Below are 4,192 nucleotides of genomic sequence, written 5' to 3'. Positions count from 1 at the left end.
CTTAAGTTCAGAAACCATAAAATCAATCTATTTTAGGGCACCAGTTTTCTTACGCACAACAGGAAAAGCTCGTCCTGTTGAGGAACAACTGAAACGAAGTCAGTGGAGTGCCTTTATTAGAAACTTAATTATTATAGACAAAGCTGTGTGGATGAATCATCCCGTAGCAACATACCGAGCAGAAAACAAGCTCTACCAGCTTAAAATAGCAAAGGAATGTGGTTTTAGCGTTCCAGAAACCTATGTAGGTAATTCGTTGCCACAGAATATTGCTCAGGAAAAGATGTACATTGTTAAATCTTTGGATACAGCTCTTTTTTATGAGGATGATAAAGAAATGTTCACGTATTCTACAATGATTGAGGGAAAAGACTTACTATCTTCTGAAATCCAATTGGCACCTATTATTACCCAAGAGTGCTTATCCCCCAAATGCGATATACGGGTTACATTTGTAAACAACCGTATGTTTCCTGTTGCTATTACAGAAGATGGCATGATATTAGAAGGTGATTGGAGAAAGAGCAATAAAGATAATCTCACATATACTTGCGTTAAATTGCCCCGAAATATTGAGAATCAGCTTATGTTAATAATGAAAAAGTTAAGCCTATCATTTGGCGGTATTGACCTTGCTTTGGTGGGGGATACATATTATTTCATTGAAGTGAATCCTACAGGAGAGTGGGGCTGGCTTACATCGTGTGCTAATCTTCCGATTGATAAAGCTATTGTGGATACCTTAGTTAATCGAGGTGTATATGAAAAAAATACTTGATATAATATTTCCATTTATTGGTAATTGGGAAGCGAAAAAGATTATCAAAGGAAAAATGTTTCCTAAAAACGAATTGGGAGAAGAAACTATACCAACAGGAATTCTGACAAATATTGAAAATTCAGATAAAATCAGTGTAGAGGAACTCAAGGAACAGTATGAAAATACCTTTAAAACAAAGGATAAACTTGAAGACAAAGCCAAAACAAACATCATAGGAATTACAATTTCTATTTCTCTAATTATTGGCGCATCAGGATTACTATCATCTTTAAGTGCGAAATTCGAAAATTCATTTGTTGCTTTGTTTGCAATTATTTTGTTTATCGCGAGTGTCACGTATATGATTGTTGCTGGGTTGCTTGTTATCCATGTGTTGATTGGTGAAAATGAAACATATATTGTTAAGCTTAGTAGTATAGTAAATGACAAGGAAACATTAAGAGATGATTACGATAAGTGTATTGCACAAAATCAGAGGAAAAACATTATTCGCAACAACTATGTTTTCACCTCATACGCATGTATACGAAACTCGTTGGCCTGTTTGTTCATTATTCTTCTTTTTATAGCTATACCGAATGATTTATCAAACAACAATTGCCAAAGAGATGATATAAAAATGCATTCATCACAAACATATGTATTTTCATTTTCATCTTCTACAATTGATTATTTGAAAGAAAATGATGTCCGTGATATTGTAGAAAAAGCTGTTATTAGTGCTATGGAAAAATCTCAGCCAGATGAAGGTGATGGAACTTTTGGTATTATTGACACAAGTAATATGTTGTTTATTAAGTATGAAGTGTCTGGAAAGAATATTAAAATTTTATTGCTGGAATCATATACAATCCAATGAAAAGAGTTTGTTTTGGAAGGAATATAGTTTGGATTACAAATTATATATATTAAATTTTACATTTTGTTTATGATAGAAATCGAACCGTTCAAAATAGCCTAATCAAAAATCGAGATTTGAGATGACAGTGTGTATGTGAAAATACAGCATTTATGCCCTTCTTGATATGTTCTGATATTGCCTAACTATCACACGTTGAGACGGTCTGTTTGCTGTGAAAAGCGGCGTATTTCCGGGTTTTTTGTAAGGTTAGTATCATCAGAGAAGCCTTGCGAAAAGCTCGGTTTTCTTGTATGGAAACATATCTACTTTTTAGTCTGACCGGATAAAAAGTGGCTGGTCGAAGAATTGCGGCAGGGTTTAGGCTGTGGATTAGATGTCATAGGTTGTGGCACTGGGATTATTGTCAGAGCCGACCGCAGTTCAGCCCACTCGATACTCGAAGGGGTAGCAGGCAGTGGAATAGATGTTTAATACGGAAAACAAGAAGATCTGAATGGATTATGAAGTGCTTCATAATTTTTTTATCCGTTTTTTGAAAAAACCATTGCTTTGTCCTTGGGACAATGTTGTATAATGAATTCAATAGGAGGTGATGGTATTGGGGTATAAGGTTAAATGGGTTGAAGATAACTTGGGTGTTACAAGAAAGGCACTTCGCGTATTTGAGAAAGCTAATCTAATGCCTGAAAATAAGGATGGCCAATATCGAGATTATGACGATGATGATATAGACCGCATTTGGACGATACGAGTTTTACAGGGTATGGGATATTCAATTAAAGAAATTTGCGATATGGTCGCTGATGATGGGTTTGATTTCGATACTTCTATATCTCAGAAGGTCGAACAGTTAGAAGAAAAAAAGGCAGAGCTGGAACGCCATTTAGGATATGCGAAGACTATTAAGCTAACTGGGCGATTTCCATCACGACCTAAAAAAATGGGTGAGGTAAAGTTTGAGGATTTTCAAAATAATGCCATTAAGAGATGGAACATTTCAGGTGATCCACAAGGTGAAGCATATGCACAATTTGCTGAAACGATGTTATCCAAATCTAATGAAGAATGGAATAATAGTGATTTGTGACGTATGCTAGCTGCATTGGAGATGATGAAAAATACAGACTTGGATTAGTTGCTTGCAGAATACGTATTACCTAAAGCGATTTGTAAGCGCAAGGCCCTGGGAGCTAATCATCCAGAGATTCAATTAATGGTTAAGTTCATATATGAAAATCAGAATATATTGGGCCAGGCTGATGGTATGGAAGGAAAAATGACCATAAAACAGTTCTCTCGATTTTATTCGTCGAGCTATTTGGCAGGTGATGTTGCAAAGTTAAAATCCGGTGAATATAGTGAGGAGGATTGTGAATTTATAGCTGAAGCGATTTCTATATTTGGTGGTTATAAACATCACGATGAATTAGTCGAGGAAGAGATGCGATATGGTAGACGAGATGGAGGAGGCGAAGAGAATGAGTAATCTAGGTGCATATCAATGGTTGACTACTGCGGCAAAGAAGGTCGGAGGCCCTAAAAACCTTGTTTTGATAATTGCCGGAACCGGCGCAGTTGTTTATAAAGGTAGCGAGATTGTAGTTAAAAAGACTGTTAAGGAAATTAAAAAGAAAATCAGAATACATCAGTTGACGGAAATAGCAGATACAAAGGTATATTCTGTAACCGCAGAGGGTATCAGCAATGAGGGTTTAGCGTTTAAAATCGGAGACCAATTTAGAGTGCTTGAAACAGATAAGGATGCTGTTTTGATAGAGAAAATTGACGACGATAATAATCCCTATTTTGTGTCAGAGGAATTGTTGACGAATATTTCAAATTACAAGCGATAGGAGGGAAATACAATGGGACGTTTTTCGTATTTTACAAGTAGTTGACTGGAAACAGCATCAGAAGATGAGCTTCGTGAAACAGCAAGTGAAATGGAATCATTGCTAGATGAACTGGATTATGATTCGGATGAGCACACTCAAATTTACGGTATACATATTGATGTGGTTAATGCGATTTCCAGTAGATTTCCACTCAATTTGCCTCATCGAGAGCACGGATGGTATTTGTCAAATGACGATTAATTAGAAGGTGGTGAAAAAATGACATGAGAAGAATTGAAAGAACAGATTGACGAGCATATGCAACAGTATGCCAATGAAGAAATTGATTGTGATACATATGCGCAGAAGATGATGGAATTAACCCCATCTGCTCAGAACGATAACGACTAAGTTTGATTATTGATGTTAATGTGAAAGGAGGCGGAATTATGCAGCAGTGTCCATTTTGTGATAAAGTCTATGATGAATCTGAATACAGCCATTGTCCATATTGTTCAGGTGAATTAGAGGATGACGATGATGAAGTTCGTCCATGCCCTGAATGCGGTGGTTGCTTACATTGGGATGGAGAAGTTTGGGAATGCTCAAACTGTGACTACTCAGAGGAAGACTAAAAAAGAAACTTTCTACCGGTACTCTTCATCTTTTTCTCATAAAACGAAATGAATTACCGAATGATACTATGGTAATCAT

7 protein-coding genes are annotated in these 4,192 nt (G+C 36.3%); all 7 read left to right on the top strand.

Annotated features, from left to right (window positions below):
* On the top strand, positions 1 to 778 hold a 778-nt coding region (locus ACLUJM_RS13060), incomplete at its 5' end, for a hypothetical protein (RefSeq protein WP_412413006.1).
* Positions 762 to 1,640: a hypothetical protein gene (locus ACLUJM_RS13055; protein ID WP_008817732.1), complete on the top strand. Its 879-nt coding sequence runs from the start codon at positions 762 to 764 to the stop codon at positions 1,638 to 1,640. The genes ACLUJM_RS13060 and ACLUJM_RS13055, both read left to right, overlap by 17 nt.
* Before the next feature lie 595 nt (positions 1,641 to 2,235).
* A complete protein-coding gene (locus ACLUJM_RS13050; protein ID WP_044947892.1) occupies positions 2,236 to 2,730 on the top strand; it encodes a MerR family transcriptional regulator in 495 nt (164 codons plus the stop codon).
* A 126-nt stretch (positions 2,731 to 2,856) separates the two neighbouring features.
* On the top strand, positions 2,857 to 3,129 hold the full coding sequence (locus ACLUJM_RS13045; RefSeq protein WP_008817730.1) for a hypothetical protein: 273 nt from the start codon (positions 2,857 to 2,859) through the stop codon (positions 3,127 to 3,129).
* Positions 3,122 to 3,496: a hypothetical protein gene (locus ACLUJM_RS13040; RefSeq protein WP_008817729.1), complete on the top strand. Its 375-nt coding sequence runs from the start codon at positions 3,122 to 3,124 to the stop codon at positions 3,494 to 3,496. The genes ACLUJM_RS13045 and ACLUJM_RS13040 overlap by 8 nt, the downstream gene beginning before the upstream one ends.
* Before the next feature lie 90 nt (positions 3,497 to 3,586).
* Positions 3,587 to 3,739 carry a hypothetical protein gene (locus ACLUJM_RS13035; protein ID WP_412413005.1) on the top strand — a complete coding sequence of 51 codons (153 nt, stop codon included), beginning with the start codon at positions 3,587 to 3,589 and terminating at the stop codon, positions 3,737 to 3,739.
* A gap of 188 nt (positions 3,740 to 3,927) precedes the next feature.
* A complete protein-coding gene (locus ACLUJM_RS13030; RefSeq protein WP_008817728.1) occupies positions 3,928 to 4,113 on the top strand; it encodes a hypothetical protein in 186 nt (61 codons plus the stop codon).
* Positions 4,114 to 4,192: the final 79 nt, after the last annotated feature.

It is taken from the genome of Finegoldia sp., from assembly GCF_046991905.1.
Taxonomy (GTDB): domain Bacteria; phylum Bacillota; class Clostridia; order Tissierellales; family Peptoniphilaceae; genus Finegoldia.
This window is presented reverse-complemented; position numbering and strand designations above follow the sequence as displayed.